This window comes from Mesorhizobium sp. M7A.F.Ca.AU.002.02.1.1 (assembly GCF_003998535.1).
Taxonomy (GTDB): Bacteria; Pseudomonadota; Alphaproteobacteria; order Rhizobiales; family Rhizobiaceae; genus Mesorhizobium; species Mesorhizobium ciceri.
Genome location: NZ_RZPB01000773.1, coordinates 1 through 2,802, shown reverse-complemented (window position 1 = coordinate 2,802; position 2,802 = coordinate 1). Strand labels below are relative to the sequence as shown.

Genomic DNA, 2,802 nt, shown 5'->3' with positions numbered 1-2,802 from the left:
TCGAAACGGTGATGGAGCCGGAAAAGACGGTGCGCAACGTCAGCGCCCGTTCGGTGCCGTTCGACCTGCCGCTCGAAGGCTATGAAATCCATCTCGGCCGCACCACCGGGCCGGATACGCTGAGGCCGTCTGCAGTCATCAATGGCATCGATGACGGGGCAGTGTCGGTCGATGGCAAGGTGATCGGCACCTATATGCACGGTCTGTTTGGCGCCGACGGCTTTCGCGGAAGATTCCTCGAAAGCCTCGGCATCAAGGGCGGCGGCATCGATTACCGAGCCGAGGTCGAGCGGGCGCTGGACGAGGTCGCAGCCGAGCTGGAGACCCATCTCGACTGCGACGCGATCTTTGCACTGGCGCGGTAATTCGCGGTTGGCTCAGCCCTTGTCGCCTGCCTTCGGCCAGTAGGTACCGAAGGACCAGACGTTGCCTTCCGGGTCGCGGCAGATGAACTCGCGGCTGCCATAGTCGCGGTTGGTCAATTCCTGGATGATCGTGGCGCCAGCCTTCCTGCCCTTGGCATAGGCGGCATCGGCATCATCGACGGCGATGTAGATCGACTTGCCGCCGCCTGAGCCGGGTTCGCCGACCATCTTGCCGTAGTCGTCGTCGCGCACGGTGCCCAGCATGATCATCGAGGAGCCGAAGACCAGTTCGGCATGGTGCACGACGTCGCCTTCGCCATAGCGGGCCCGGACGCTGAAGCCGAAGGCTTCGCCCAGCCAGTCGATCATCTTTGCCGCGTTCCTGTAGCGCAAGGCGGGGTAGAGGCGGGGCGCTTCGGTGGTGGTGGTCATGTCGATCTCCTTCAGTGGGGTTGGTCGATGCCCCACTGTGGGTAAAGGCCGTTCCGGCGTCTTGAAGAAATGTTACCTGGCCGAGATTCCGGTTGGTGTCTCGCCGGCGAGGTCGCGGAATTCGCGTACCAGATGCGCCTGGTCGGCATAGCCGCAATCGGCTGCGATATCGGCCCAGTCGACGGCCTGCTGCCTCGACAGGCCGAGCGCGCGGTTGAAGCGGACGATGCGCGACAGTGTCTTGGGGCCCATGCCGATGGCGTTGGAAAAACTGCCGGCGAGATGTTTGCGGCTCCAGCCCAGCCTTTCGGCGATCGATGCAATGCGGGTCCGGCCGCCGGATGTGATGATGCGGTCATAGGCCCAGGCGATTTCAAGTGGCGTCTCGGCGGCCTTCTCGAGACGGGCGGTGACGAAGGCTTCGGCCATGTCGAAACGCGTCGTCCAATCCGGCGCATTGCCCAGCCATTCACGCAGCGCCAAGCCCTGAGCGCCAAGCACGTCGTCGAGGACGACCATGCTGTCTGTCAGTTCGCTCATCGGCAGGCGGAAGAAACGGCGTGCGCCAAGCGGCGTGAAGTTGACCTGGACGCAGCAGGCGCCGCCGAAGGATTCGATCACCACCGGTCCGGCAAAGAGGCCGGCGGCGAAACTGGCGAAGCGGTCATTGTCGCCGGGCGCCTTGCCGAGGCCGATGGCGAAGGGTTCGGCGAAGCTGATGACCAGCGGTACGGTGAGCGACGCATATTCGACGTTGCGCATATGGCCGGGCGCCATTTCGCGATAGCCGCAAATGTCCGACACAATGCCCTGAAGTCGAGGATCGGGCAGGCGCCGGCGCATCTCAAACCGCCCGGCGACGGACCGGTCCTGCTCTTGCTGGGGTTGCATCTTGACTGGCATCGGCCATCCTCGCGCCAGTCAAATCTAACAGACCAAGGGCCGGAATCAAAAGCGCCCGGCTTTTGGCCGGGCGCTCCTCGTCCCCACTTCAAGGGAAATGGTCAGGCGCCGCGCATCAAGCAGCCGCCGGCAAGCACGATGAAAGCAATAAGCACGATCCACGCCGATGCGAGTGGAATGAATGAGAGAACGCCAAGCGCGGCGAGAACGCCGATGATGGCGATAACAACGGAGATGATAAAAACGATCTGGGTAGGTGCGCTAAGATTCATGTCTGCCTCTCCAACATGATTCGAACAGCGGCATCCTATCAGGGCGCGGGATCACACACCAATCAAGGCCCGCAGCGGGTTCGCCGGGTCAGCCAGCAGCTTCACAGCAAGCGCCAGGCATACGATCACCAGCAGCGGCTTGATCAGTCTTGCGCCGATGCGCATGGCCAGGCTGGCGCCGACGCGAGCGCCGAGGAACTGGGCGACGCCCATCATCAGACCGATCTTCCAGTAGACGACGCCGAAGGCCGCGAAGACGATGAAGCCGCCGATGTTGGAGGCGAAGTTGAGCAATTTGGTATGCGCCGTCGCCTTGAGCACGCCGTAGCCGGCAAGTGCCACGAAGGCCAGCATGTAAAAGGAGCCGGCGCCTGGCCCGAACAGGCCATCGTAGAAGCCGATGGCGGGCACCAAGGTCAATCCAAACAGGAACGGCGACAGGCGCTCGGCGCGGTCGACATCGTTCATGTTGGGCTTGAACGCGAAGTAGAGCGCGATGGCGATCAGCACGATGGGCAGGGCAGCCCGCAGTATGTCACCCGGCACGATCGTCGCCAGCAAGGCGCCGATGGCGCTGCCGACAAGGGCCAGAAGCGCCGACGGCAATTGCCGGCGCAGGTCGACATGACCCTTCGACGCGTAGTGGATGGTCGCCGAGCCCGAGCCGAACATGCCTTGCAGTTTGTTGGTGGCGAGCGCCTGGACCGGCGTGAAGCCGGCAAGCAGCAGCGCCGGCACTGTGATCAGCCCGCCGCCGCCGGCGATCGAATCGACAAAGCCCGCAGCAAAAGCGGCGAAAGCGAGCATGGCGACGGTCTGGATACTAAGGT

At 63.4% G+C, this 2,802-nt stretch carries 4 protein-coding genes and 1 pseudogene; 1 reads left to right on the top strand and 4 read right to left on the bottom strand.

Annotated features, from left to right (window positions below; genetic code table 11):
• A pseudogene (locus tag EN879_RS31050) lies at positions 1-365 on the top strand (cobyric acid synthase CobQ); the annotation flags it as partial.
• Positions 366-377: 12 nt separating this feature from the next.
• Here the strand turns inward: EN879_RS31050 and EN879_RS31045 are convergent.
• The 4 genes from EN879_RS31045 to EN879_RS31030 all read right to left on the bottom strand — a co-directional run.
• The gene (locus EN879_RS31045) at positions 378-797 is read right to left on the bottom strand and encodes a VOC family protein (protein ID WP_063168185.1); all 420 of its coding nucleotides are present in this window, start codon (positions 795-797) and stop codon (positions 378-380) included.
• Positions 798-869: 72 nt separating this feature from the next.
• Positions 870-1,700 (bottom strand): AraC family transcriptional regulator, encoded by an 831-nt coding sequence (locus EN879_RS31040; protein ID WP_063168184.1) that lies wholly within the window; start codon positions 1,698-1,700, stop codon positions 870-872.
• Between the two features lie 101 nt (positions 1,701-1,801).
• Positions 1,802-1,972, bottom strand: coding sequence for a hypothetical protein (locus tag EN879_RS31035; protein WP_082826471.1), 171 nt, complete (start codon positions 1,970-1,972; stop codon positions 1,802-1,804).
• 51 nt (positions 1,973-2,023) lie between these two features.
• A partial coding sequence (locus tag EN879_RS31030; protein ID WP_245493892.1) for a TSUP family transporter occupies positions 2,024-2,802 on the bottom strand: 779 nt, incomplete at its 5' end.

Coding starts and splice junctions, on each gene's coding strand:
- EN879_RS31040 (WP_063168184.1), bottom strand. CDS start 1,700: ATGCCAGTCAAGATGCAACCCCAGCAAGAGCAGGACCGGTCCGTCGCC.
- EN879_RS31035 (WP_082826471.1), bottom strand. CDS start 1,972: ATGAATCTTAGCGCACCTACCCAGATCGTTTTTATCATCTCCGTTGTT.
- EN879_RS31045 (WP_063168185.1), bottom strand. CDS start 797: ATGACCACCACCACCGAAGCGCCCCGCCTCTACCCCGCCTTGCGCTAC.